A 24,643-nucleotide genomic window follows, 5' to 3' on the forward strand; every position below is an offset into this window, starting at 1 on the left:
ATAAACCATTACGGAGGGGATGATATGGATGAGTACTCGCCTAAGCGGCACGATATCGCTCAGTTACGCTACCTGAATGAAATGTTGTACGATGAAGGAATTGCGACACTGGGTGACAGTCACCATGGCTGGGTCAACGACCCGACTTCGGCTGTAAACCTGCAGCTCAATGAACTGATTGAACACATTGCGTCTTTCGTGATGAGTTTTAAAATTAAGTATCCGGACGATACCCATTTAAGTGACCTGGTTGAAGAGTATCTGGATGATACCTACACCCTGTTCAGTAATTATGGAATTAACGATTCTGACTTGCGCCAATGGCAGAAAACCAAGAAGCGACTATTCAGAATGTTCTCAGGGGACTACATCTGTACCCTGATGAAGACTTGAGTAATAATTTATATGCAGTCATCAGATAAAAATGAAAAGGCGAAGATGAACAAAATCGACTATTTGATGCGTTTAAGAAAATGCACCACTATTGATACACTTGAACGTGTTATTGAAAAAAATAAGTACGAACTTTCCGACGATGAACTCGAATTGTTTTACTCGGCGGCAGACCATCGTTTAGCGGAGCTGACGATGAACAAGCTTTACGATAAAATCCCGGTATCCGTTTGGAAGTTTGTACGTTGATCGATAAAGTTGGGTCGAAATAACTTTCGGCCCAACGCTTATTATTTATACAAAATAACGTTAGCGTTATTTAACAATTTCTTTCAGATAATTCTCTCTGCGTTCTGTTTGATCTGGTTGTGAAATGTCTGCAAAAGAAACTGAAAACATTGTTCAGTTTTCGGCGATCTCAATGGCGCGGGTTTACGCATCATCGCTACCGTGCGGCTTAATGTCGGCTGTTGCAAATGAATCACTGTTAATTCGTCATCATTAAGCGTTGCCGTATATAACTCTGGTAATATTGCCACCGCCAGTCGCGAACGCACTAAACCATACAGTGTTTCCTGAAAATCCACACGATAACCCACACGCAAATTCAGACGATGGCTTTCAATAAGCGATGTCACCAGCCTGCTCACATTCCCCTTTGAAAACATAGCAATATCCCTTTTTGCCAGTTGTCGCCATGGAATATTATGCCCTTCTGCCAGTGCATCATCGCACCGCATCACTGCCACAAAAGGATCCTCAAGCAGAGGATAAATCGCAACAGAACCCGGCACAGTACTGTCGGTTGCGCCGATACCAAAATCCACGGAACCGTTATCAAGTTCCAGTAATAAAGCATCGTTTGTCAGGTCGTGAAATTCCACGCGCATGTCAGGGAAATATTCGGATAATAATTGCGGCACAGCAGGAAATAACAATGTACTGACCGAAGGCACAAGCCCGATACGCAAAGTCCCGTCGCCCCCCTCCCGCATAATTTGCTGCATATCATCGAATACGCCATGCGCTGTATTCAATAAGCGCTCTGCATATGGCAAAACAGCTTCGCCCTGCTCTGTCAGGCTCACGCCCTGCGCAGTCCGGTGCAACAACTTTCCGCCCAGCACCGATTCAATTTGCCGCAGAGCACTGCTCAGCGCGGGCTGACTAATTGCCAGTCGGTTCGCCGTTTCTGTAAAACTGCGCAACTGCGCGAGCGTGACAAAATACTGGATTTGCTTGAGCGAGAGTGCAGGCAACCGGCGCCAGGGTTCAGACATATATGCAGCCATTCCGCGAAAAATAGAAAACGTTTGCTCAGCATAACCGCATCTTATACACGGATAAAATAATTCATCTGTGCAAAGCCGTTTCCTCTGCCTACATTAGCCCGATAACACTGCAAATCCGGATTCTGAAATGACCGATAACATCACTTCTGCTTCCCTGCGCCAGCGGGCTGTGAGCGCTGCGTTAGGGAAAATTCCTTTCGACCGTCTTCTGATAAACGCAAAAATCATCGATATGGTGACGGGAGAAATTCGTGAAGCCGACGTCGGGATCACCGGCAATATGATTGCCAGCGTTCATCCGCGCGGAAAATTCGCGCAGGCAAGCAACATTGATGATTTATCAGGGCATTATTTGTCGCCGGGCTTTATCGATACACACGTCCATATTGAAAGCTCACATCTGCCGCCGGAAAAATACGCTGAAATCGTCGTCGCTCAGGGCACCACTACGGTGTTCTGGGATCCGCATGAACTGGCGAATGTGTTGGGCGTGCCGGGCGTTCAGTACGCCGTTCAGGCCAGCCGGAATTTGCCCTTGCGGGTGATTTGCGCAGCGCCTTCCAGCGTGCCGTCAACGCCGGGGCTGGAAATGTCCGGCGCTGATTTCAAAGGTCAGGAAATGCAGACCATGCTGAGCTGGCCAGAGGTGGCGGGCGTGGCCGAAGTCATGGACATGTACGGCGTGCTCAACGGCAGCGAGAGAATGCTTGAGATCCTTGATGCAGGAATTAATAGCGGCAAGCTGATTGAAGGCCACGCGCGCGGTCTGAAGGACGAGCAGCTGCAGGCGTATCTGGCGGCGGGCGTCACTTCCGATCACGAACTGACTTCCGCAGAAGATGCTCTCGAAAAATTACGCGCCGGTCTGACGCTTCAGATCCGTGGCTCGCATCCTTATCTTTTGCCGGATATCGCCGCCGCGTTGCTCGCGCTCCCGCATTTGTCCTCGCAAATTACATTGTGTACCGATGATGTTCCGCCAGACCATTTGCTGGAAAAAGGCGGACTTATCGCACTGATTAAACTGCTGATCTCTTACGGTTTACGCGTGGAAGACGTTTTGCGAATGGCCACGTTCAATGCCGCTATCCGGATGAAACGTTCAGATTTAGGGCTGATCGCCTCAGGCCGTACCGCTGACATTATCGCTTTCGATTCGCTTGAAAACCTGCACCCGGAAGCCGTGTACGTGGCCGGCGTTCGCGTTGCCAGAAACGGCAAACTTCTGTTTACGCCAGCTGCAGCCAGCGGCGTGGTTCCTCCGCGCGATACGATGCAACTTAAGCCGCTCAGCGAAGATGATTTCCGCCTGAAAATACCCGGTTTGAGCAGCGGTAAAGCGCGTCTGCGCAACATCAAAGGCGCCCGGTTTACACAGTGGAGCGAAGTCACGGTCAGCGTGCAGGACGGTACCGTTCAGCTTCCGGAAGGCTTCAGCCTGATTTGGGTTCAGCATCGCCACGGACGGCACGACGCAACGCCAAAAATGGCTCTGCTTGAAGGTTGGGGAGAATTGCGCGGTGCGATTGCTACGTCTTACTCGCACGATTCACACAATCTGGTGGTGATCGGCCGTGACCCTGCCGACATGACGCTGGCGGCAAACCAACTCATCGCCAGCGGCGGCGGCATGGCCCTGAGTCAGCACGGCAAGCTTCTGGCCAAAATTGAGATGCCGATTGCCGGAATGCTCTCCGACTTACCCGCAGAGCAGCTGGCAAAAGAATTTAAGAATCTGCGCGAACTCAGCGCACAGGTCGCTGACTGGGAGCCGCCTTATCGCGTCTTCAAAGCCATCGAAGGCACCTGTCTGGCGTGTAATGCAGGGCCACACTTAACCGACTTAGGCCTGACCGACGGTGGTTTACGTGAAATCGTCGATCCGGTTCTGGAAATCTGGCCGGATAACGTCTGAGTCGTTCTCAGCGCTAAAACACAAAAATGATAGCAAACACAACATTATAAAAAGCATTTCCAGGGGAGTTTGTATGAGTGAAAGTTCGGTAAAAAATGTTGCACCTGCGACTGAAGGCGGCTGGCTGGAACGCCGCTTTCAGTTACGTCAGCGCCAGACCAAAGTCAAAACGGAATGTCTGGCCGGAATAACCGGATTTCTGGCCGCGGCATATCTGCTGGTCGTTATCCCGGGATTGCTGGCGGTGGGCGGAATGGACAAAGGCGCGGCTACCACGGGCGTGATTGTGGTGTTTGTTCTCGGTTCTTTGCTGATGGCCTTTTACGCCAACCTGCCGTTTATGGTCGGCCCGGGGATTGGTGGCTCGGTTTTGGTCGGCATTACACTGGCTGGCGACGGTGTCACCTGGCCGGTCGCGCTGGGTATCGCCTGCTGGTCTGGGATTTTGTTTTTTATCATGACCGTGTTCGGCCTGCGCGAAATTGTCACCCGCTCGGTTCCGCAGTCGATCAAATTAGGGCTGACGGCGTCCATCGGGATTTTTGTCGCCCTTCTCGGCTTTCGTAATGCCGGGCTGGTGATGGCGAACGCAAAAACATCGGCTCTCGGATTGGGGGATTTTACTGCACCGGGTGCGATGATTGCCCTGCTTGGATTGCTGGTTGCCATCGGATTACAGGCGAGAAAAGTGCCGGGTGCCATTCTGTGGGCCATTTTGCTGGCGACAGTTGCGGGTATTCCGTTCGGCGTCACGCATCTGCCTGAACACTGGCTTTCCCTGCCACACTCTGTCGCACCGCTTTTCGGTAAAGTTGATCTGGCAGGCGCAATCAATATCGCTTTCCTGCCGTTTCTGTTTATCTTTTTTGCATCTGAATTTTTTTCAACGATGGGCACGACTCTGGCCGTCGGCGGCGAGGCCGGATTGCTGGATGAGCATGGCAACATGAAACACATCAACCGGCCTTTCATGGTGGATTCGATTGCCGCCGCACTGGGGCCGGTTGTCGGCATTCCTGCGGCGACGGCGCTGATTGAATCTTCCGCCGCGGCCGAAGCAGGGGGGAAAACCGGTCTGACAGCGCTGGCCGCAGCGGTCATGTTCCTGCTGATGCTGTTATTCACGCCGGTTGCGCTGATGATCCCCAAGGAAGCCACCGCGCCAGCGCTGATTCTGATCGGCCTGAATATGTTCAGTAACCTGCGAAAAGTTGATCTGGGCAACTTCACCGATGCGTTACCGGTGCTGATGATGGTCATGATCACGCTGATTTCGAACAGCTTCGGCACCGGTATCGCCGGCGGATTACTGTTTTACATCCTCATTAAAATCGTGGCCGGAAAAGGGCGCGAAGTCCCGCTGGGGTTGTATATTCTGGCTGTTCCGCTGGTGTACTACTTCGCCACGCTGGTACATCATTGATTTCATTTCACCTGATAACGGGCGCGAAAATACCTTGCCCGTTGTTTTAAGGCTGACGCAAAATTTATCTCAAAGAGTGAACGGGTTAGCAGAAGAGGTAAAACGGGAGGGCCTGAAATTGGTGGAGGCCCTGCCAGCTACATCCCGGCACACACGACACCTGCCATGGCTGCTTCCTTCCGGACCTGACCGAGTTAACAAGTTAGTGTTGCGGGAGAACCAACAGGGCCCCCATTGTCGTTATTGGCCCCGCGTCTCTGTACAAGAGAATCGAAGCGGTGGGCATTATCTGTGATGACCAGAGCAAAAGCAAGTTAACCGCCGACAACCGTTGTTTTCTTAAACAATACGCCTGAATCAGGCCGGACAGAACCCCGATTTTTACGTCATACTGTCCGGCAAACACTGAGGAGGATGTCATGTCAGACCCCGATAACTTTCGCCAGCGCGTATTTCAGATTATCGCCGCCATCCCAACCGGACAAGTCACCACGTACGGTAACGTGGCGCAGCTCGCAGGATCTCCGCGTGCGGCACGTCAGGTCGGCGGCGTACTCAAGAAACTTCCGGAAGGCAGCACCCTTCCCTGGCATCGCGTGATTAACCGCCACGGCGAGATTTCCCTGCAAGGCGAGGATTTTAAACGTCAACGTCAGGCGTTACTGGCTGAAGGGATTGCCTTTAAGAAAGGCAAAGTCGATTTAGAGAAATACGGCTGGAAATGGTAGAACTGCGCCCATAAAAAAGCACCGCCGGAGCGGTGCCTGAGTGCGCAGACAGCCTTTACATCAGTAAGTTGACTGTGATGGCACTGCGCTGATCGGTGCCGTCGAAGTGCCCAGCCCCGGAGTAGACGGGTTGCTGAGCGGACCTGAAGCATCCGGCTTGGTGGCAACCGGTACGGCGACAACCGGCACAAGTTGCAGGTCGGCACGGGTGCCCTGACCATGGTTAATCACTTCCTTAATGCTGTCGGTGACGAAGGTCATCTGACCATTAACGGTCACCGCTGCGCTCAGGAGGACGCGGGCATTTGGCGCAATTTCCTGCGGGTTATACGGCAGGATAAACGTAAACGGCGCCTGTTTACCCTGGGTTCTTGCGACTTTCTGTGAAATCACGCGTGAAGGCGCATCCGCCAGAGACGCATCAGACAATGTGACGGTCAGAACCGCATCAGGCGGTAAAGCCACTCGCTGATTGATAAACACGCTACCAGACACATTTGGGCCGGTGATCGCAGGTTCGGTCGACGGACTGGCCGCCGTATTAACAGGGGGCTGTTGCGCTGGGTCCTGGTGGTGCGGTGCGCACCCGGCAAGAGTCAGAGACAGCGCGGTTCCACCTACTATCTGCCAAAGTTTCATTGATCGTACTCCCTTTTTATTAGTCGCTTGTCGACAAGCTGTAATAAACGCCGACGATGAATTTAGTGACTTTAACCAGCTTACCTATTAATCATGGCACAAAAATCTGAAGTTTTCCTCCCGACGACAAAACAGGGCTTCTGAGCATCAGGAAGATCCACTATGATTAACAGGTTAGACCTGTGCCGGAGACCGCATTTTTTTTCCGCCCGGCATGCATCAGCCGGTAACTTTCATGAGGCCACTATGAGTCAGGCATTAAAAAATCTGCTGGATCTTTTAGATCTGGAAAAAATCGAAGAAGGGCTGTTTCGTGGTCAAAGTGAAGATCTGGGTTTACGTCAGGTCTTTGGTGGTCAGGTTGTCGGTCAGGCGCTTTATGCCGCCAAACAAACCGTACCTGTCGATCGTGGTATTCATTCGTTTCACAGTTACTTTTTGCGCCCGGGCGACAGCAGCAAACCGATTATTTATGACGTTGAAATCCTGCGCGATGGCAACAGTTTCAGCGCCCGTCGGGTGAAAGCCGTACAGCACGGCAAGCCAATTTTTTATATGACGGCTTCTTTTCAGAGTCAGGAAGAAGGTTTTGAGCACCAAAATACGATGCCGGACGTGCCACCGCCGGAATCACTGGTGTCGGAATCCGATATTGCTAAAAATCTGGCGCATCTTATTCCGGAAAAATTCCGCGAAAAATTCATCGGCCATAAGCCAATCGAGATGCGCCCGGTGAAATTCCACAACCCGCTGAAAGGCAGTGTTGAAGAGCCGCACCGTGCCGTGTGGTTCCGCGCGAACGGCGAAATGCCTGACGATCTGCGGATCCACCAGTATTTGCTGGGCTACGCGTCTGATTTCAATTTCCTTCCCACCGCGTTACAACCTCACGGCATTGGCTTCCTGGAGCCGGGAATGCAGGTGGCGACCATCGACCATTCGATGTGGTTCCACCGCCCTTTCCGCATGGACGACTGGCTGCTGTATGCCGTTGAAAGCACCTCAGCTTCCGGCGCCCGCGGTTTTGTGCGCGGCCAGTTCTATACGCGTGAAGGGGTTTTAGTGGCCTCTACGGTGCAGGAAGGCGTGATCCGCCAAAGACCGGTCGAGTAAATCCGCTATTACGCAAAATCAGACATAAAAAAGGGGCGATAGTGATATCGCCCCTTCTGTTTTTTCATCTTTATTATTTTATACTGCTTAATTAGAGAGTTAGCGCACTACTTTCTCTGAAATCAACTTACTGGTTGTAAGCATTCTCGCCGTGGCTGTTCACGTCCAGACCTTCACGTTCCTGCTCTTCAGGAACACGCAGACCTACAATCATGTCAGCCACTTTGTAACCGATGAAGGCCACAACGCCAGACCAGACCAGCGTAACGCAGACGCTGAAGAACTGAACCCAGACCTGATGGCCCATGGTGACGCCTTCTGCATAACCCACACCGCCCAGAGAGCTGGAAGTGAATACGCCAGTCAGCAGACAACCTACGATACCGCACACGCCGTGGACACCGAAAACGTCACAGGTATCGTCCACACGCAGCCATTTTTTCAGGGTAACCACACCCCAAAGACCGGTAATGCCGCCTACCAGACCGATAATCAGAGCACCGCCCACGCCAACAGTCCCGCACGCCGGGGTGATAGCAACCAGACCTGCGATAGCACCGGAGCTTGCGCCCAGCAGAGAAGGCTTACCGCGAACCATCCACTCAACCAGCGTCCAGGACAGGATTGCACCTGCGGTCGCAATAACGGTGTTGAGGAATGCCAGGGCTGCAATGGAGCTCGCCGCGCTTGCCGAACCGGCGTTGAAGCCGAACCAGCCCACGTACAGGATTGAAGCGCCGGTGAAGACCATCGGCAGGTTGTGTGGTTTGAACGCTTCTTTACCAAAGCCTGCGCGTTTGCCCAGCAGATATGCACCCACCAGACCTGCGATAGCGGCGTTGATGTGAACAACCGTACCACCCGCGAAGTCCAGCGCGCCATCAGCCGCCAGGAAGCCGCCCGCCCACACCATATGAGCCATCGGGATGTAAGAGAAGGTCAGCCAGATCACAGTGAAAATCAGCACCGCAGAGAAACGAACACGTTCAGCGATACCGCCCACAATCAGCGCTACAGTGATGCAGGCGAAAGAGCATTGGAACGCAACGTGAATCATCTGGGAGAAGGTGCCCGTGACTGAATCCAGGCCGATGCCTTTCATCATCACATTGCTGAAGCCGCCGAAGAAGGCGTTACCTTCACTGAATGCGAGGCTGTAGCCATAAAGGATCCACAGAACACAAACCAGCGCGAAGGTCACGATAACCTGAGTCAGCATGGACAGAACGTTCTTAGAACGCAGTAAGCCGCCGTAGAACAATGCCACGCCAGGTACAGTCATAAACAGTACCAAGGCAGTACAGATCATCATAAATGCGTTGTCAGCACCGTTTGCGGCTGCCGGTGCTGCTGCCATGGCAAGCGAAGGCAGCAATGCAACCGCGCCAAGCCCCATCATGGATAAAAGTTTTTTCATTATTAACCCACCCCTGTTTCTCAAAACTGTTTTTTCTAACCTGATTTATATCAAAGCGATTTATATCAGAGATAAAGGCCTGAAATTACAGTGCTGCTTCGTCAGTTTCACCCGTACGGATACGGATGACGCGTTGCAATTCTGCAACGAAAATTTTGCCATCACCGATCTTGCCGGTGTAGGCCGCTTTGCTAATCACGTCGATCACTTCATCCAGCTGATCGTCAGCGATAGCAATGTCGATTTTTACTTTTGGCAGGAAGTTCACGCTGTATTCCGCACCGCGATACAACTCAGCGTGACCTTTCTGACGGCCGAAACCTTTAACTTCCGTTACGGTCAGCCCCTGAATTCCAACAGCAGACAGTGCTTCACGCACGTCTTCCAGCTTAAAAGGTTTGATCACCACAGTAACCAGCTTCATATTGCCACTCCTCGAATTAAGGGCTTGCCGCGAGAAACCTCGCGCCCGATACGGAATGGTTAAAGCAAAGGGTGTGCCAGAGTTGAAATCACGCAAATATTCATGCGATTCCCGCGTAATACGGCATTTTCAGATTATTCGTGACCCGGCGCACAGTTGTGAGGCCGTATTCAGCCTGACCCCATGCGCACCATTTAAGTGCCTGTCGCTGCCTTTTAGTGCAGAGAAAGTCAGAGGAACGTTTTGGCTGCATGAATCAGGTGCGTGAGACGCGAAAAGGAGGGATTAAAAGAACAGGAAGAAATGAACTGGCGCAGCAATCAGGCTGCGCCAGCTAAAAGATTATACGTTTTCTGTTGCTGAAATAATCGTACCGGTGGACGCCAGCTCCTGCCCTGCGAGCTGCAACTGATACATCTGATAATAACGGCCTTTTTCTGCCAGAAGCTGAAAATGGTTACCTTGTTCAACCGCCTGACCCCGATGCAATACCAAAATATTATCGGCATCGACAATCGTTGAAAGACGGTGGGCGATCACCACCAGCGTGGTTTGCTGACGGATAGCCCGCAACGCACGCTGAATTGCCTGCTCGGTTCCGGAATCAATATTGGCCGTTGCCTCGTCAAGGATCAGAATCTCAGGCGCCTGCACCAAAACGCGCGCCATCGCCAGCAACTGTTTCTGGCCCACGGAAAGATTATTCCCCTGTTCACCCAGACGCGTATTGAGCCCTTCCGGCATTTCACGCACCAGCGGCGAAAGCTGCACGATGTCCAGCGCGTGCCAGACCTGAGCTTCATCAATATCCCGCCCCAGTGTCACATTGGCGAACACCGATTCCGCCAGCACCACCGGATCCTGCTGAACCATTGCGATACCTTTACGCAGGCTGGTATGCGACAGGTCAGCAAGATTGCGTCCGTCCACGCGGATTTCACCTTTATTGAGCGGGTAATATCCCATCAGCAGATTCGCCAGCGTACTTTTGCCACTACCCGTATGCCCGACCAGCGCTACAAACCCGCGCGACGGAACGTGCAGGGAGATATTTTCCAGTACCCATTTGTCGGGCTGATAAGCGAAGCTGACGTCCCTGACTTCAATTTCTCCGCTGGTGAGTAATTTGTCGTCCGGACCGTATTGTTGCTGGGTTCTGTCCATCAAATCGAAAATACGTTCACCGGCAACAACCGCCTGCTGCAAAATAGATTGCTGCGAAGTCAGTTCGATCAGCGGTTCGTTGAGGCGCCCGAGATAGTTAATGAAGGCATACAACACGCCCACACCAATTGAGCCTTCGGCACTGAATCCGAAAAGCAGCAACAAACCGCACAGAATCAGCGATGAAAACAGGCTGAGCAATGGACGCAGCAGAAAACCTTCCAGCCTCAGCGTTTGCATACGCGCCATGTAGTGCGACTGGCTGGCGCGCGTGAGGCGTTCGCCGAATCTTTTCTGCTGACGAAATTGCTGGATGACGTTCATGCCATTAATGACTTCGTTAAACCCGTCATTAATGTCCGCCAGATAAGCGCGCACCTTGCGGACAACCGGCGTGCTGTAGACCTGATACAGCCCCATCACGACAAATACTGCCGGGAAAATGCAAATAGCCACGGAAGCCAGCCGCCAGTCCAGGCTGAACATCGCGATCAACATTGCGCCAATCAGGGCGATGCTGCGCAACACTGTCGACACCACGGTCACGTATAAATCGCGGATCACTTCAGTATCATTGGTCACACGGGAAATAAGCTGCCCGACCGGCTGGGTATCGAACGCACTGAGCGGCTGCCGGAGTGCGGCGTCCATAACATCGGTACGTAAACGCTGGACCACACCCACGGCGGCACGGTTAAACAATAACGCCTGAAAATAGTGCAGGCTTGCGGCAAGAAATTGCAGGAAGATAAAGCAAAGTGCCAGCAAGCTGACTTTCCCCCAGGGCAACTCCCCTTTCGCGACATAATGATCAATAAAGAAACTGATCAGAATGGGCCCGGTCACTTCCGCCGCGGCAGCAACCCACAACATTATGACAGCATAGGAAAGTGGCTTGCTGTAGGGTTTTCCGTATTTGAGAAGTCGTTTAAGCGTTGGCCATAACTTCTGAATTTTATTCGTTTTTGGTTCAGCCACGTTGTTCCGTCTCCATTTCCTGCGGCACGTCGTCCAGCGCAGCTTCAAGCTGCTGATAGCGGAACATATCCCGGTACCAGCCGGGCTGCGCAACAAGCTGATCGTGATTGCCACGTTGCGAAATGCTTCCATGGTTGAAGACCAAAATTTCGCTTGCTTCGGTCAGGGCAGAAAGGCGGTGTGCGCTGATGATCACCGTGCGGTCACTTCCCCACTGCCGTAAGTTATGCAGGATCTGATGTTCCGTACGACCATCAACTGCCGACAGCGCATCGTCAAGGATCAGGATTTCTGCTTTCATCAGCAACGCACGGGCGATGGAAATACGTTGTTTTTGCCCGCCGGAAAGCATTACGCCGCGCTCACCGACTTCGGTTTCGTATCCCTTGGGCAATCGCAGAATATCGTCATGTACACTGGCAAGCCGCGCCGCTTCTTCAATTTCTTCCTGAGTGGCTTCCGGACGCCCAAGCGCAATGTTTTGCGCCACCGAGTCGGAGAACAGGAAAGGTGTCTGGCTGACAATCGCCAGACGCGCGCGCCAGTTGTCGAGCTGAATGTCTTTAAGAGATAACCCGTGATAGCGCACGTCCCCTTCTGTAACGTCAAACTGACGTTGGAGTAGAGCCAGAAGCGTACTCTTCCCGGAGCCGGTCGGGCCGCACAGTCCGAGCATTTTGCCCGGCTCCAGGGTGAATTCCACAGCATTCAGTGCAGACTGACTATTTTCAGGATACTGGAATCGGGTTATCTGAGCTTCAAGCACGGCCCGGCCAGCCGGTAACGGTTTTGTTCCGTCTGCCACAGCAGGGGCTTCCTGCAACAAACTGCGGATACGGCTGTAGGCCGCACTTCCGCGTTCAACAATATTAAACATCCAGGCCAGCGCCAGCATCGGCCAGATCATCAGCCCGAGATACATCACAAAGCTGGTTAATTCACCGAGCGTCAGGTGACCGTTGACTACCATCCAGCTCCCGCCGCCAATCGCCAACAGGTTTGCCATGCCGATAGACACATATATGGTCGGATCAAAACGCGCATCAACGCGCGCAACGCGCATGTTTTTAGCGCCGGTATCTGCCGCAACATCGGCAAACTGCGAGGACTGATGATTCTCCAGCCCAAAAGCTTTGATCATCCGGATACTGGTGAGGCTTTCCTGCGCCTGGTCATTCAGTGAGGAGAACGCCGCCTGCGCCGTTTTGAAACGGGAATGCAGCTGGTCGCCATAACGTTTGATGATGATCGCCATCACCGGCATTGGAACCAGAGAAAGTAGTGTCAGTTCCCAGCTAATCTGCGTTGCCATTACAATCAGCACCGCCAGCCCCATGACCAGCGAATCCACCAGAGTCAGAACGCCCTCGCCGGCTGCAAAGACCACGCGGTCAACGTCGTTGGTTGCACGGGCAATTAAATCGCCAGTGCGATGACGCAGATAAAAGGCCGGATGCTGACGGCTGAGCTGCCGGAAGAAATCCTGCCGCAGTTCGACAGCAAGCTGATAGGACGCTCCGAATAACAGCACGCGCCAGACGTATCGCAACAAATACACCACAACAGCCGTGCCCAGCATCAGGCCAAGCCACGCGAAAAGCACACTTGCAGACATTTGTTTTGACGTTACGCCATCAATAATTACGCCAACCAGCTTGGGTGGCAGTAATTGCAGGATGGCAATAATGATCAGCAAGCCAACGGCACCCAGATACCGGCGCCATTCGCGTCGGAAGTACCAGCCTAATTGTGCAAACAATCTCACGCAGCGTTTTCCATACAAATAATAATGATTTTATTGAGTTAAACAGGTTTCAGAAACCCTGTTTTCTCTTCAGGACGACAAGGATACCAGAGTTAACATGCGTTTCTGATGAAACTTTTTACTGCAACTTTTGCATTAAATTGGCAATGCGGTCGTCGATTTTATGCGTTCCATCGCAAAACTTGAGGTCACATCGTTCAGTCCTGGAATGCCGTTCACAAGCCGCTTGTAAAAGTTGTCATAGCTTTTCATATCGGAAACCTGAACCTGGAGTAAATAATCGTATTCCCCTGCCATCCGGTAAAACCCGAGCACTTCGGGAAAGGCTTCCACCTGCTGTACAAATCGCTGATACCACTCACTGTTGTGATGCTGAGTTTTAATCAGGACAAACGCTGTCAGGCTCAGCCCGAGTTTTTCACCATCCAGCAGGGCCACTTTTCCACAAATAATGCCGTCGTCTTCAAGACGTTTTATCCGTTTCCAGCAAGGCGTGGTGGTGAGATTTACCGCTTCGGCCAGTTCATTCAGAGAAAGCGTGCAATCCTTTTGCAATAACGACAACAGCCTGAGGTCAATTTTATCTACCATAACGCACTCCGGGAGAATATTTTTCTACAATACACGCAGTTCATGGGGTAAAGGGTAACTTATTTCTCTGCCGCTTGCGTTATTCTTAATCCTACAAAACTTCTTCTGCGAGCTCTCATTATGCAAAACGCCTGGGTTAATCACGCTATCAAAGAAATCGACGCGGATTTTCAGCGTTCAGCCGATACACATTTAATTCGTCTCGCCCTGAATGATTTCCCCGGAATTTCGCTGTATCTGAAAGATGAAAGCACGCATCCGTCCGGCAGCCTGAAACATCGTCTGGCGCGGTCCCTGTTTTTGTATGGTCTGTGCAACGGCTGGATACGTGAAAATACGCCGATCATCGAGGCGTCGTCGGGCAGTACGGCTATTTCTGAGGCCTATTTCGCGCGCCTGCTCGGCCTGCCTTTTATTGCCGTGATGCCTGCCTGTACCGCGCCTCGAAAAATTCAGCAAATTGAATTTTATGGCGGCCGCTGCCACTTTGTTGAAAACTCCGGTCAGATTTATGCCGCTTCCGAACAGCTTGCCCGTGAACTGAACGGGCATTACATGGATCAGTTTACCTTTGCTGAGCGCGCTACCGACTGGCGGGGAAACAATAACATCGCTGACAGTATTTTCCGCCAGATGTCCCGCGAGCCGCATCCGGTACCGCGATATCTGGTAATGAGCGCCGGAACAGGCGGCACCTCAGCCACACTGGGGCGTTATATTCGTTATCAGGGGCATAATACCGAACTGGTGGTGGTCGATCCGGAAAACTCAGTATTTTATGATTACTATCAGCAACGTGATGCCAGCGTAACAGCGCAATGCAGCAGCCGTATCGAAGGGATTGGCCGCCCGCGCGCCGAGCCTTCTTTTATTCCCAGCGTCATCGACCGCATGATGCAGGTGCCTGATGCGGCCAGCGTCGCGACGCTTCACTGGCTGGAAAAAGTGCTTGGCCGTAAAGTGGGCGGTTCAACCGGAACAAATGTCTGGGGCGCGCTGCAACTGGCTAAACAAATGCGAGAAAATGGAGAGACAGGTTCAATCGTCACGTTACTTTGCGACAGTGGCGAACGTTATCTGAATACCTATTTTGACGAGAACTGGATCGCGAAGAACATCGGGGATATTTCGGTGTACGCACAGCAGCTAGAAGGCCTTAACTGAGGTTTTAGGTTAGCCAACGCACCAGCAGCTTGAAGTATGAAGGAAAAAAGCCGGGACAGATAATCCCGGCTTGCTGCAAAACCTTAATATTCGGGGGAATAGGTGAGGTTTGGTGTGTGCAGCCAGTGTTGCAAAAAGTGAGACACCGCCTGATTCCGGCAGTGCCCGATAACTTGCAGATGCGGCGATTGTTCTTTCAGCACAGGCAATGCATTGCCCATGATCAGCCCCATTCCGACGCTTTCCAGCATTTCCCTGTCATTCATCGCATCGCCAAAGGCCATGCATTCAGACATTTTGATCTCAAGCCCCCCCGTCAGAAGTGCCAGCGCGCTGCCTTTGTTACAGCCCGCAGGCTGTACATCCAGGCAATCATGCGCCGAAAAACACAGGTCCAAACGATTGCCGAAATGCGCTTTCAGCTGGGGAACCAGTTTCAGCAGGGTTTCATGCGGTGCGCAGAAACACACTTTGCTGTTGCCTGCATCGGGCAATGTGCGCAGATCCTGCAAATGATAACGGAAACCGCTGAACTGATGCGGGATCAGCAAGTCGGGGTCGTCCAGAGCGGTAAACCAGCCGTCGTCACGAAAAACATGCTGACTCGCCGGGGTATCCCAGCCCGTGTGCAGCAATTCATGCGCACAATCTTCCGGTAAATCACTGGCGTGCAGTAAATGCCCGGACAAGTCATGAATACGTGTGCCATTGCCGGTAATCAGAAAACCTTCCATGCCTATATTGGCCAGAATATCTTTCATTTCAAGATAATGACGTCCGGTAGCAAAGGTAAGTCGCATGGGTTTTTCTGCCAACTGGCGCAGGGTTGCCAGCGTTTTCTCGCCCAGGGTATGGTCGGGTAAAAGAAGTGTGCCATCCATATCGAATGCAGCTAAACGGTACATATTTCCTCTCTGGGCGGGAATGATTTTCACGTTCAAAGTATGGACTGCGATTTGCGGAACTAATAGTGAACAGTTTATGAATACTCTTCCGGGTTTAGTTCACACTTTGGTTTTCGGCCCCGCGCCATCGGCAAAAGTCTGCGATATGCTGAAGTAAATCCTGTACCAGAAAAATAAGGTTCCGTATTTTCCATGCGATTGCAAAACCGGCTTAACCAGTATCAGCGCCTGTATGTGAAAACCGGGCAGGAACCCGTTTTACTGACTGTGACTGAACTGGCCGACATTTTCTGCTGCAGCGAACGCCACACGCGGACGTTGCTGAGCCATTTTAAAGATGCGGGGTGGATAAACTGGCACTCACAGTCCGGTCGCGGAAAACGCGCGTCGTTGTGCTGCCTTAAATCCCCCGAGGATTTACGCGGTGCTTATTTGCAGGAGTTGCTCAAAAACGGCGAGCATTCGGCAGCTTTGCAACTCAGTCAGCTGGACCCGACACATCTGAATACCCTGCTTGCGCCGCACCTTGGCGGACAATGGCAGGAAGATTCGCCCACGTTGCGGATCCCGTATTACCGCCCTCTCCAGTTTCTGGATCCCTTAACGCTGACCGGCCGCGCAGAACAACACCTGGCGCATACCATTCATGCAGGTCTGACGCACTTTGTCCCCGGAAACCCAACGCCACAGCCGGATCTGGCCCATCACTGGCAAATCAGCAATGACGGCAAAACCTGGCAGTTCTTTCTGCGCAGTCAGCTTTTCTGGCACAACGGAGAACCGCTGAAAACATCGCAACTGCTGACCCGCTTTGAGCAATTGCGCCATTCAGCACGGGGACAACACAATCTGGCATCTGTGATCCAAATATCTCAGCCACACGCACAGTGCCTGCAATTTGATCTCGATATTCCTGATTACTGGCTGGCGCACCGGTTTGCCGATCTTAATTGTCTGCTCTCACATCCTGAAAATCCGCACATCGGCGCGGGTCCTTTCCGGCTGACGCATTTTTCTCCCGAACTGGTCAGGCTGGAACAGCACACGCTTTATACCCTGCAACATCCTTATCTTGCGGCGATAGAATTTTGGATCACGCCGCAGTTATTCGCGCAAAAGAATAATGTGAGCTGTCAGCATCCGGTGAGGATCATTCTGGGAGAAGAGGAAGAATTGTCGCGCGTCAAACCAGTCAGGCGCAGCACCAGCTTGGGATTTTGTTATATCGCCACCAATCTGCGGCGGGGCGTTCTGAATGAAGCTCAGGCACGGAAAATTGTCCGGCTGATCCAGCGCAGTGGCATGCTGGATAATCTTCCGATTGATCATGACCTGGTGAAAGCCAGCAAAGAAATGCTGCCCGGCTGGCCCATTCCTTTGCATGACGATACCGACGTTCCTCTGCCGGAAAAGCTGAGGCTCCTGTTTCATCCGCCGGTGGAATTTGAATTGGTCGCTCAGGCTTTGCAGCAAAAACTGGCTGATGAGGGCTGCGCGCTGGAAGTCATTTATCACGAGGGGCGTTTGTGGGAAGACGGAGAACTGTTGAAATCCGCCGATCTGCTGCTCGGCGATCGTCTGATCGGTGAATCACCTGAAGCCACGCTGGAAAACTGGTTGCAGCAGGATCCGCTCTGGCTGGAAATTTTACGCGAAGATGATCTGCACAATCAGCAACAGCGCCTCCTCCATATTCAGCAAATTCCGCTCGAAAACCGTCGCGCCGATGAATTGCGCGAACATTTCTATCAATGGATGCAAACCGGGATCGTGACGCCTTTATTTAACTATCAGTATCAGGTCAGCGCGCCGCCGCGGATCAGCGGGGTTCAGCTCACGGCGTGGGGCTGGTTTGATTTTTGTCAGGCCTGGGTTCCGCCGCCTTTGTTATCCGAAAACGCGTGAACGAGCTGTTTCGCTACACTATGACGTTAAAGGAAAGTACCATTAACCCAATTTTACTGCGCCGGACGCAGTCGGTTTCGTAATACAGGTAAACAGAATGAAAAGAGCAGTGGTGGTTTTCAGCGGCGGACAAGACTCAACAACTTGTCTGATTCAGGCATTGAAGCAATATGACGAAGTTCACTGCGTCACGTTTGATTACGGCCAGCGCCATCGTGCTGAAATTGAGATTGCACAAAAGCTGTCCGTAGAATTAGGTGCCCGCGCACACAAAGTGCTGGATGTGAATTTGCTCAATGAACTGGCGGTCAGCAGCCTGACGCGCGATAACATCCCTGTACCTAACTTTGGCGATGAAAATGACGGCGGCCTGCCGAGCACTTTTGTTCCCGGCCGTAATATTTTGTTCCTGACACTGGCAGCAATTTATGCCTATCAAATTCAGGCAGAAGCCGTGATTACCGGCGTGTGTGAAACTGACTTCTCCGGCTATCCGGATTGCCGTGACGAGTTCGTGAAGGCGCTGAATACGGCTGTCTCTCTGGGTCTTGCGCGTGATATTCGTTTCGAGACGCCGCTGATGTGGCTGAACAAAGCGGAAACCTGGGCGCTGGCGGATTATTACCAGCAACTGGATCTGGTCCGCCACAAAACGCTGACCTGCTATAACGGCATTGCCGGAGATGGCTGCGGCGAATGTGCAGCCTGTCATCTGCGCGCCAACGGCCTGCAACAATATCAGTTGGATAAAAATGGCGTTACCGCCAGCCTTAAGAAGAAAACCGGTCTGCGTTAACGGTCAGACGGCAAAGTTTTATGACGGGCGGCCTGAAGCTGCCCGTTTTTGTTTTCACTGTGCAGCCGCGAATCAGTCGTTCTCCAGTTCCAGCTCACGTAATCTTTCCAGCAGCTCACCTTCCAGCGGTAACGCTTTTTGTGTCCGCAGATCGATACACACAAACGTCAGCGTGGCATCTGCCACCACTTCGCCTTCACAAGTTACCACCTGTTCCAGCACACCGCTTCGACCGTTTAACTGCTGCATACTGCTGTCAATGCGCAGCACATCGCCGAGTACGGCCGGTTTGCGATAATTGATGTTGATATTGACCACGATGAAAGCGATTTTGTTTTCGCTCATCCACTGGAAGCCGGACTGATTATCCAGCCATTCCCAGCGTGCCGTCTCCAGAAATTCAAGATAACGCGCGTTGTTAACGTGCTGGTAAACATCGATGTGAAAACCGCGAACTTTAATAAACGTATGCATAGTGGTTAAAAAACTCCTGATAATCGCCTGAGGCATACAACCAAACTGGTCAGATGTCTTTAGAGATTAGCAGAAGAAAACGGCGGCAACCGTTCAGGAATTGCCGCCGCGACATCCGTCACAGTTTCAGACGGTCCTTGTTACGTTCGAACAGTGCAGCACCGATCCCCGGTACTTCTCGCAGCTGTTCGATGTCGGTGAATTGCCCGAGTTCTTCACGGTAGCTGATAATGGCCTGCGCCTTTTTCATCCCTACGCCATTCATCACTTTGGCAAACTCTTCCGCTGTTGCGGTATTGATGTTGACGGTACTTTCATCTGTCACCGCCACCTGTTCCTTTTTCACCTGCGGGCCTGAGACTTTGCCCGCTGCTGTCACGGGCGCAGCCGTCGTGGTTGCCACGCTACTGGCGGCATTCGGTGCCGCCTGCAACATCACCGGTAAAGTAGAAAGCCCCAAAGCCAGAGCCAACGAAAGTGAAGTAATGCCTAATTTTTTCATGCTGTATCCTCCATGTGTTTGACAGCACGGAGAGAGTGCATCAGGGCGAAACAGCGAACAATGGGCAACTTTCAAATATGGAAAAGGCCGCGAAAGCGGCCTTTGTTTGTTGCAACGCGTTGCATAACTTTGCGGCGTTTACTGGTTTTGTGCGGCTGAACCGTATTTGATTTTTGCTTCCTGACGAAGATTTGTCAGCAGCGCATCAAAGGTCACGTTCGAGGAGGTCTGTTGCATCTCCTGCGTGAAACGTGCCACATCGGCTTCAGGCACAACGCCAGGTGTCACGCCGGTCAGCTTGACCAGAACGCTGTTACCTTTGTCATCCTGAGACAGGCCATAAACCGGCTGGTCTTTTTGCGGGTGCGGTAACGCGTAGACGTTTTCTTCGAACGCAGAAGGCTGCTGGCTGCGCTGTACTTTCTGTACTGCGCCAAAGCTCAGACCTGCGGCTTTCATCGCGTCATCGCCTTTACCGTCTTTCAGAGCGGTCAGCAGTTTCTCACCATCAACACGCGCCTGATCCTGTGCTTTTTGATGTTTAAGCATCGCCGTCACCTGATCTTTCACGTCAGCGAACGGTTTCACCCCTTCAGCTTTATGCGCATCGACACGTACCACGAAGGCGCGATCGCCGTCTACGGTGATGATGTCTGAGTTGCTGCCCGGTGAACCGTCCTGACCAATCAGACCGCCTTCAAAAATCGCCTGCACAACAGGTTTAAAATTAATACCTGCAGGGATTTGATTCTGAGTGAACCAGTCAGTATGAACCGCTTTGGTTCCTGCAACCTGCTCAGCAGAAGCTAAAGACTCGTTATCATTGGTCGCGGCTTCGCTGACTTTTTGTTGCAGCGCGTAGTAAGCATCCAGTGATTTTTCCTGCTTCAGCTTGTCGGTAATCGTGTTACGGACTTCAGCGAGAGGTTTCACCTTCTCAGGCGTCACATCTTCAAGGCGCAAGATGAAGAAACCGCTGTCAGATTTAATGACGCCAGACACCTGACCTTTCGTGGTCAGATTCGCGTTTTTAAATTCTGGCAGAGTTGTTTCAGGTTCCATCCAGCCCAGATCACCGCCTTGTTTTGCACTCAGTGCATCGGTCGATTTAGTTTTCGCCAGCTCTGCGAAATCAGTGCCTTTCGCCAGCTCTGCTGCCACAGCGTCGGCATCAGCCTGAGTTTTCAGGACGATAACGCTGTAACGACGACGTTCCGGCTGACCGAATTCGTTTTTGTGCTGATCGTAGTAAGCGCTGATATCCGCGTCAGTCACGTCAGTTTTGCCCTGCATCGCCGCAGCATCCATTTCGATGTAGCTGATCTTGACTTGCTCAGGGGAAATAAACTTGTTTTTGTTCTGGTCGTAGAAAGCCTGTAACTCTGCGTCAGTGACCTGCTGCTTGGCCGCCAGAGCGTTTGTGTCCAGCGTGGCCGTCTGTACATCGCGGCTTTGCAGGATCAGTTCACCCAGCGATTTGCTTTCTGCTGGCAGAACAAAATCGGACTGACCGAAGGCTTGTTCGAGCTGCTGGCTGATCAGCTGACGTTTCATCAGCTGTGCAAAGTTATCCGCGGTGTAACCCATGCTCTGGATGCTTTGCAGATATTTAGCGTTATCGAAACGGCCATCAGTCTGGAATTGTGGGGTCGCAAAAATCGCGTCTTTGATCTGCTGATCGCTGACGGCAATGCCTAATTTTTTGGAATACTGATCCAGCAAAGTGACGTCAATCAGATTGCTCAGGGATTCCTGACGCAACTGCTGCATATAACCTTCGCTGCCTGCCAGCGCAGAGAATTGATCACCGAGCTGCTGCTGCAGACGGCTCCGCTGATTCTGCACCGCCTGCTCTAACTGAGCACGCCCGATTTCCTGACCATTCACTTTCGCTGCATAGTCGCCTGAACCGCCGACCAGGTAGTTGCCCACCCCTGTCAAAATAAAGGACAGAATAATCAGGGCCAGAATGATTTTGAGCACGACGTTATTGGAAGCCGCGCGTAAATTGTCCATCATAGTGAGGCAACACTCCGCTGTAATAAAAAAAGCGCACCGTTTTCGATGCGCCTTATATCTTACCTTACCAGCCCGATGACGTCAGGTTATTGTTTAACAACCAGACCTGAATGAAAAAGCATCGGTAATGCCCCTCACACAGTTTCGACGTCAGTCAGCAGGTAATTAACCGTTAACGGCATCTTTCAGCGCTTTACCTGCACGGAAGCCAGGTACTTTAGCCGCTGCAATACTGATTTCTTTACCGGTCTGTGGGTTACGGCCGGTACGTGCTGAACGTTCACGCACTGAGAAAGTACCGAAACCAACCAGAGCGACTTCATCCCCAGCTTTCAGGGTGTCAGTGACAGATGCAAGAACAGCATCTAAAACACGTCCCGCTGCGGCTTTAGAAATATCAGCACCGGCAGCAATTTTGTCGATCAATTGTGACTTATTCACTCTTTTCATCCCCTCTTAAAATTCGATCATCACGGCGCATTTTCCCTACGGACGTGACCGCGCTGCTGTTATATCAATCTTGTCAGGGCTATGCAAGCGACTGAAAGCAGCCTGAAACCTTCTGACAGTTGACTAACTTAACGGCACAAAAAAAAGCTGGCAAGTGAGATTTCACCTGCCAGCCTGAGTTTTATTCAACTGTGTCTGTCGCGGTCACTATTTTGCTGCAACCGGTAATGCGCCATAAGCCGGATTTTGCAGTGCGATGTTCAGAACATCATCAATGCGTTTAACCGGGTGGATCTCAAGATCTGCCAGCACGTTCGCCGGAATTTCTTCCAGATCGCGTTTGTTGTCATCTGGGATCAGAACCACTTTGATGCCACCACGATGCGCTGCCAGCAGTTTTTCTTTCAAACCGCCGATTGGCAGAACCAAACCACGCAGAGTGATTTCACCGGTCATCGCCACATCCGCACGAACCGGGTTACCTGTCAGGCAAGACACCAGCGCGGTACACATTGCGATACCGGCACTCGGGCCATCTTTCGGCGTTGCCCCTTCTGGTACGTGAACGTGAATATCACGTTTTTCGTAGAAGTCAGGGTTGATACCCAGTTTGTCCGCACGCGAACGTACAACAGTCAGCGCAGCCTGAATAGATTCCTGCATAACTTCGCCCAGAGAACCGGTGTAAGTCAGCTTTCCTTTGCCCGGAACGCAGGCCGTTTCGATGGTTAGCAATTCGCCGCCCACTTCGGTCCACGCCAGACCGGTGACCTGGCCCACACGGTTTTCGGTGTCAGCACGGCCGTAATCGACCTTCTGCACGCCGAGGAAATCTTTCAGGTTGTCGCCGTTGATTTCAATGTGCTTGAGGTCTTTATCCATCAGCAATTGTTTAACCGCTTTTCGGCAAAGTTTAGACAACTCACGTTCTAAACTACGTACACCCGCTTCACGGGTATAGAAACGGATAATGCCGATAATCGCGCTGTCATCAACAGTCAGTTCATTCTTCTTGAGCGCATTACGTTCAAGCTGTTTTGGCAACAGGTGCTGTTTGGCGATGTTCAGTTTTTCGTCTTCGGTATAACCGGAAAGACGGATCACTTCCATACGATCCAGCAAAGGTGCCGGTATGTTCATCGAGTTCGAGGTCGCCACAAACATCACGTCTGACAGATCGTAATCGACTTCCAGATAGTGATCGTTGAACGCCACGTTCTGTTCAGGATCCAACACTTCCAGCAACGCTGAAGCCGGGTCACCGCGCATGTCAGATGACATCTTGTCGATTTCATCCAGCAGGAACAGCGGGTTTTTCACCCCAACTTTCGCCATTTTCTGAATCAGTTTGCCCGGCATAGAACCGATGTAGGTACGACGGTGACCGCGGATTTCCGCTTCATCACGTACACCACCCAGCGCCATACGCACATACTGACGCCCCGTCGCACGCGCGATGGACTGACCCAGTGAGGTTTTACCCACACCCGGAGGCCCAACCAGACACAGGATTGGTCCTTTGATTTTGCTGACGCGCGTCTGCACGGCAAGATACTCAAGGATACGGTCTTTGACACGTTCGAGGCCAAAGTGATCGGTATCCAGAACTTCCTGGGCTTTGCGCAGGTCTTTTTTCACTTTGCTGCGGGCGTTCCATGGCACCTGAAGCATCCAGTCGATATAACCACGAACAACTGTGGCTTCGGCGGACATTGGTGACATCATTTTCAGCTTTTGCAGCTCAGCTTCGGTTTTTTCACGCGCTTCTTTCGGCATTTTAGCCGCTTCGATTTTGCGTTTCAGCGCCTCATGCTCATCAGGCGTGTCATCCATTTCGCCAAGTTCTTTCTGAATCGCTTTCATTTGCTCATTCAGATAGTACTCGCGCTGGCTTTTCTCCATCTGTTTTTTGACACGATTACGAATGCGTTTCTCAACCTGCAACAGGTCGATTTCCGATTCCATCATCGCCATCAGATATTCCAGACGCTCGGTGATATCAAACATTTCCAGCACGGATTGTTTGTCAGCGAGTTTCAGCGGCATATGTGCAGCGATGGTGTCAGCCAGACGTGCGGCATCTTCAATGCTGTTAAGCGAAGTCAGCACTTCCGGCGGGATCTTTTTGTTCAGTTTGATATAACCTTCAAACTGATTAATCGCTGTGCGAACCAGAACTTCCTGCTCGCGTTCGTCCACGGCCGGAGATTCAAGGTATTCCGCCTGGGCAGCAAAATGCTCGCCACTGTCAGAAAGCGTCGTAATACGCGCGCGTTGTAACCCTTCCACCAGCACTTTTACAGTGCCGTCCGGGAGCTTCAGCATTTGTAATATTGAGGCTACCGTACCCACGGAGAAGAGATCGTTAACGCCCGGCTCATCGGTTGACGCTTCTTTCTGCGCCACCAGCATGATTTTTTTGTCGTGATCCATCGCGGCTTCGAGGCACCGAATCGATTTTTCCCTGCCAACAAACAACGGGATCACCATGTGCGGATAAACCACCACATCGCGCAGAGGCAATACGGGGATTTCTATGCGTTCAGAACGCTCAGGGTTCATAGAGCTCTCTCTTAGTTTAGCTTC

The 24,643-nt window shown here is 51.9% G+C and carries 22 protein-coding genes and 1 other RNA gene; 9 read left to right on the forward strand and 14 right to left on the reverse strand.

The genetic code is table 11. The features are described 5' to 3' along the window. The first annotated feature begins 24 nt into the window (after nt 1–24). Together tomB and M2403_RS04600 are read left to right on the forward strand one after the other, a co-directional pair. The gene (gene tomB / locus M2403_RS04595) at nt 25–393 is read left to right on the forward strand and encodes an Hha toxicity modulator TomB (protein ID WP_104923047.1); all 369 of its coding nucleotides are present in this window, start codon (nt 25–27) and stop codon (nt 391–393) included. 45 nt (nt 394–438) lie between these two features. Continuing rightward, a complete protein-coding gene (locus tag M2403_RS04600) occupies nt 439–642 on the forward strand; it encodes an HHA domain-containing protein (protein WP_013576617.1) in 204 nt (67 codons plus the stop codon). Nucleotides 643–725: 83 nt separating this feature from the next. On the opposite strand, the gene M2403_RS04605 is transcribed toward M2403_RS04600, so the two are convergent. Then, on the reverse strand, nt 726–1,673 hold the full coding sequence (locus M2403_RS04605) for a LysR family transcriptional regulator (protein WP_152327888.1): 948 nt from the start codon (nt 1,671–1,673) through the stop codon (nt 726–728). A gap of 139 nt (nt 1,674–1,812) precedes the next feature. Between M2403_RS04605 and M2403_RS04610 the strand changes: the two genes are divergently transcribed. Next, a complete protein-coding gene (locus M2403_RS04610; protein WP_152327887.1) occupies nt 1,813–3,600 on the forward strand; it encodes an adenine deaminase in 1,788 nt (595 codons plus the stop codon). A gap of 73 nt (nt 3,601–3,673) precedes the next feature. Further along, a complete protein-coding gene (locus M2403_RS04615) occupies nt 3,674–5,023 on the forward strand; it encodes an NCS2 family permease (protein WP_259228612.1) in 1,350 nt (449 codons plus the stop codon). A gap of 128 nt (nt 5,024–5,151) precedes the next feature. On the opposite strand, the gene ffs is transcribed toward M2403_RS04615, so the two are convergent. Next, an RNA gene (ffs, locus tag M2403_RS04620) (signal recognition particle sRNA small type) lies at nt 5,152–5,248 on the reverse strand. Between the two features lie 194 nt (nt 5,249–5,442). On the opposite strand from ffs, the gene M2403_RS04625 reads away from it, so the two are divergent. Continuing rightward, complete coding sequence (locus M2403_RS04625; protein ID WP_259228613.1) at nt 5,443–5,751, forward strand: MGMT family protein; 309 nt, start codon at nt 5,443–5,445, stop codon at nt 5,749–5,751. 60 nt (nt 5,752–5,811) lie between these two features. Here M2403_RS04625 and M2403_RS04630 read toward each other — a convergent pair whose 3' ends face one another. Next, nucleotides 5,812–6,390, reverse strand: coding sequence for a YbaY family lipoprotein (locus M2403_RS04630; protein WP_259228614.1), 579 nt, complete (start codon nt 6,388–6,390; stop codon nt 5,812–5,814). Nucleotides 6,391–6,636: 246 nt separating this feature from the next. Between M2403_RS04630 and tesB the strand changes: the two genes are divergently transcribed. Next, complete coding sequence (gene tesB / locus M2403_RS04635; protein ID WP_165059308.1) at nt 6,637–7,503, forward strand: acyl-CoA thioesterase II; 867 nt, start codon at nt 6,637–6,639, stop codon at nt 7,501–7,503. Nucleotides 7,504–7,630: 127 nt separating this feature from the next. Here the strand turns inward: tesB and amtB are convergent, their stop codons facing one another. The 5 genes from amtB to M2403_RS04660 all read right to left on the reverse strand — a co-directional run bounded on the left by amtB (nt 7,631) and on the right by M2403_RS04660 (nt 13,842). After that, nucleotides 7,631–8,920: an ammonium transporter AmtB gene (gene amtB / locus M2403_RS04640; RefSeq protein ID WP_101075501.1), complete on the reverse strand. Its 1,290-nt coding sequence runs from the start codon at nt 8,918–8,920 to the stop codon at nt 7,631–7,633. A gap of 85 nt (nt 8,921–9,005) precedes the next feature. Continuing rightward, complete coding sequence (glnK, locus tag M2403_RS04645) at nt 9,006–9,344, reverse strand: P-II family nitrogen regulator (RefSeq protein ID WP_009639071.1); 339 nt, start codon at nt 9,342–9,344, stop codon at nt 9,006–9,008. A 342-nt stretch (nt 9,345–9,686) separates the two neighbouring features. Continuing rightward, nucleotides 9,687–11,486, reverse strand: a complete 1,800-nt coding sequence (locus tag M2403_RS04650) for a SmdB family multidrug efflux ABC transporter permease/ATP-binding protein (RefSeq protein ID WP_152327883.1) — start codon at nt 11,484–11,486, stop codon at nt 9,687–9,689. Beyond that, nucleotides 11,479–13,251: a SmdA family multidrug ABC transporter permease/ATP-binding protein gene (locus M2403_RS04655; RefSeq protein WP_259228615.1), complete on the reverse strand. Its 1,773-nt coding sequence runs from the start codon at nt 13,249–13,251 to the stop codon at nt 11,479–11,481. The genes M2403_RS04650 and M2403_RS04655 overlap by 8 nt, the downstream gene beginning before the upstream one ends. Before the next feature lie 135 nt (nt 13,252–13,386). Then, the gene (locus M2403_RS04660; RefSeq protein WP_104923057.1) at nt 13,387–13,842 is read right to left on the reverse strand and encodes an Lrp/AsnC family transcriptional regulator; all 456 of its coding nucleotides are present in this window, start codon (nt 13,840–13,842) and stop codon (nt 13,387–13,389) included. A 120-nt stretch (nt 13,843–13,962) separates the two neighbouring features. Between M2403_RS04660 and M2403_RS04665 the strand changes: the two genes are divergently transcribed. Beyond that, nucleotides 13,963–15,006, forward strand: a complete 1,044-nt coding sequence (locus tag M2403_RS04665) for a PLP-dependent cysteine synthase family protein (RefSeq protein WP_152327881.1) — start codon at nt 13,963–13,965, stop codon at nt 15,004–15,006. 83 nt (nt 15,007–15,089) lie between these two features. On the opposite strand, the gene cof is transcribed toward M2403_RS04665, so the two are convergent. Further along, a complete protein-coding gene (cof, locus tag M2403_RS04670; RefSeq protein ID WP_165059303.1) occupies nt 15,090–15,911 on the reverse strand; it encodes an HMP-PP phosphatase in 822 nt (273 codons plus the stop codon). Between the two features lie 192 nt (nt 15,912–16,103). Here cof and M2403_RS04675 point away from each other — a divergent pair, with 192 nt between their 5' ends. Beyond that, a complete protein-coding gene (locus M2403_RS04675; RefSeq protein WP_152327879.1) occupies nt 16,104–17,816 on the forward strand; it encodes an SgrR family transcriptional regulator in 1,713 nt (570 codons plus the stop codon). Nucleotides 17,817–17,913: 97 nt separating this feature from the next. After that, nucleotides 17,914–18,612, forward strand: a complete 699-nt coding sequence (queC, locus tag M2403_RS04680; RefSeq protein ID WP_165059300.1) for a 7-cyano-7-deazaguanine synthase QueC — start codon at nt 17,914–17,916, stop codon at nt 18,610–18,612. 72 nt (nt 18,613–18,684) lie between these two features. Here the strand turns inward: queC and M2403_RS04685 are convergent, their stop codons facing one another. From M2403_RS04685 to lon, 5 genes are all read right to left on the reverse strand, one after another. Beyond that, nucleotides 18,685–19,086, reverse strand: a complete 402-nt coding sequence (locus M2403_RS04685) for a YbgC/FadM family acyl-CoA thioesterase (protein ID WP_112287511.1) — start codon at nt 19,084–19,086, stop codon at nt 18,685–18,687. A 118-nt stretch (nt 19,087–19,204) separates the two neighbouring features. Continuing rightward, a complete protein-coding gene (locus M2403_RS04690) occupies nt 19,205–19,588 on the reverse strand; it encodes a helix-hairpin-helix domain-containing protein (RefSeq protein ID WP_152327877.1) in 384 nt (127 codons plus the stop codon). 138 nt (nt 19,589–19,726) lie between these two features. Continuing rightward, on the reverse strand, nt 19,727–21,607 hold the full coding sequence (ppiD, locus tag M2403_RS04695; protein ID WP_208949889.1) for a peptidylprolyl isomerase: 1,881 nt from the start codon (nt 21,605–21,607) through the stop codon (nt 19,727–19,729). Nucleotides 21,608–21,772: 165 nt separating this feature from the next. Continuing rightward, nucleotides 21,773–22,048, reverse strand: a complete 276-nt coding sequence (hupB, locus tag M2403_RS04700) for a nucleoid-associated protein HU-beta (protein ID WP_013576637.1) — start codon at nt 22,046–22,048, stop codon at nt 21,773–21,775. Nucleotides 22,049–22,264: 216 nt separating this feature from the next. Then, nucleotides 22,265–24,619 (reverse strand): endopeptidase La, encoded by a 2,355-nt coding sequence (gene lon / locus M2403_RS04705; protein WP_152327875.1) that lies wholly within the window; start codon nt 24,617–24,619, stop codon nt 22,265–22,267. Between the last annotated feature and the right edge of the window lie 24 nt (nt 24,620–24,643).

It is taken from the genome of Rahnella sp. BIGb0603, from assembly GCF_024808755.1.
Taxonomy (GTDB): domain Bacteria; phylum Pseudomonadota; class Gammaproteobacteria; order Enterobacterales; family Enterobacteriaceae; genus Rahnella; species Rahnella contaminans.